This is a genomic window from Algoriphagus sp. (genome assembly GCF_024305035.1).
GTDB lineage: Bacteria > Bacteroidota > Bacteroidia > Cytophagales > Cyclobacteriaceae > Algoriphagus.
The window spans coordinates 1-2,191 of the sequence record NZ_JAMWZB010000066.1 but is presented as its reverse complement, the minus strand read 5'-3'; the positions used below and the strand labels follow the sequence as shown (position 1 = coordinate 2,191).

At 31.1% G+C, this 2,191-nt stretch carries 1 protein-coding gene; it reads left to right on the top strand.

Annotation, left to right across the window (positions count from 1 at the left end):
• The first annotated feature begins 699 nt into the window (after positions 1–699).
• Positions 700–1,893 (top strand): AraC family transcriptional regulator, encoded by a 1,194-nt coding sequence (locus tag Q0L00_RS19495; RefSeq protein ID WP_297338569.1) that lies wholly within the window; start codon positions 700–702, stop codon positions 1,891–1,893.
• Positions 1,894–2,191 lie beyond the last annotated feature (298 nt).

The following is a 2,191-nucleotide window of genomic DNA, read 5'->3' as shown; positions in this document are numbered from 1 at the left end:
TCTTCCCTAAGGATGATAGAGACAAGCGGGATATTTTGCCGATTTGGTAGTTGAGCTTGAAAAATGGAATATATCATTAACTATTTTTTCAACTATTTCCCTTTTGTTATTCATATTTCCAATCCATATCAATTTAAAAATAGAATTGGTGAAATTTAATTAAAAGCAAACCTTTTGGGCCTATTTTTTCTTTCTTTCGGGAATTCATTTCATTAAAAATGAAATTGGAAGAAGGCCAAAATTTGGCAAATTCTCTGCAAATTTTGGAGCTCTATTGATACTCCTTGCAAGAGAACTTTTTTTAATTAATGAAAAAAAATGTTGCCGAAATTTTGATGGCCTATCTTTTTCTGATTTAAAAATCCCTGAACTACCCTAATTTCAAGATTATAAGAGTTGATAATGGCTTATTTAGTCTTGCTCTCCTGGAATTTTGGGTTCTCACTGTAAAATTAAAGCAATTAGTCCGGATCTGAAAACTAATTTCATTGTTGATCCCGTCTTAGGTTTTAATAGAAACAAAGTCTTTAGGTTTTAGCTTGCATGCAATTTAATTCCTAGGAAATAGTTTGGATAAAAATGAAAATTAGTTAATATTCGTGGTTTAGCTAAGAGCTAACTTGGGAAATGAATAATATTGGTTATGCCTAATTGTAAATCTTCTATTTAAAAATCACTGGCTTATTTCATTTAAAAATCATGTTAAAAATAGTTTTATTAATATTTACCTCTTTTTTTTTACTCATTGCTTCTTTTATTGCGTATAAAGGCTTAAAAAAGGAATTACCTTCAAAGTTCATCGGTTTTTCATTTGCAATATTGGCTTTGTTTTTTATTGCTCATGTTTTATGGTTTGAGTTCGGGCTGATTGAAGTTTATCCACATCTTTTAAAGACTGTTAGCCCAATTATGTTTTTGCCAGCTCCACTCTTCTATCTGGGAGTTATGCAGCATGCCTTTGGATCTTCTTGGAAAAAAAATCATTTTATTCACTTTTTGCCTTTTTTATTTCACTTTTTGGAGCTTATTCCTTTTTATACTAAGTCATTGGAAGAAAAAAAAATGATCGCAACCATGGTTCTTGGTGAAGATTTTGGAAGGGTAACCTTAGCGCATGGGTTTATTCCAGGTGTTTGGGTGGAAATTTTCAGATTTGTACTAATGGTTGTTTATTTTTTCATATCTTGGAGGATTCTTTTCTCAAATGGCTATTTTTTTGGTAATTCGGCTCAATGTACTATTAAAAAATGGATGAAACCCACTCTTTTACTGTTTGGTTTTTTTCAACTTGTTTTACTTATTCAATTATCTATGCAGTTACAATCATTTTTTACAAATATGGTTTTTCCGGAAATTAAATTGGTAAGTGTCATATTAATTTTAATAGGAATCACTTTTTATCTCTTTTATTCATTTAAAAATATGCATATCAATTTTGCTGCTCATCAGAAAGTTAATCCCAAAGCAGAATTAGAAAACAGACCTTCCTTGGATTTAAAATTCTATACAACGAAAAATAATGGAAATAATATAGATTTATTGGAAGAAGATGTAGAGTTATTTAGAGAAAGATTTAAAATGTTACTAGAGGATGAATTGATCTATCTTAAACCTGATTTATTAATTCGTGAGTTTGCTGTTACAGTAGGGGTTTCCCATAGAGTCGTTTCTGAAATTTCGATTTCACTTTATGGAAAGAAATTCAAAGATTTAATCAACTCATTTAGGGTGTCTTACGCTAAAGAGAAAATCGAAGATGGATACTTGGAATCATCCACCGTTGAGTCTTTAGCTGCCGACTCAGGGTTTAACTCAAGAATCACATTTTATAATGTTTTCAAAAAAGAGTTTTCAATTAGCCCTACAGAATATTGGAATAGTATTAAGACTTAATTTTCCTTGCGGTTTAGTAAGTTTCTTAGCCATAAGTGGTTTTTTGTTCCATTTTGGATTTTTTTAAAAGGGCCTGCCAATTCGAAAAGGACTAATCCTAATAAGGACATTTTTCATTATACCCTTAATTGTTATGGGTTTGTTACAAACAAAAGTTCTACCATGAATTTCAACAAAAACAAACCTAAAAAAGACAAGTAGAAAGACACAGGACCTGATGAATCCTGTCTTCAGAGCTACCTGTACGTATCCACCCCACCAAGTACATCTTTCATAGTTCCCCTACCAGCTGTAGGTT

Excerpts from the sequence above, each read along its gene's own strand:
- Q0L00_RS19495 (WP_297338569.1), top strand. The coding sequence starts at position 700 with ATGTTAAAAATAGTTTTATTAATATTTACCTCTTTTTTTTTACTCATT.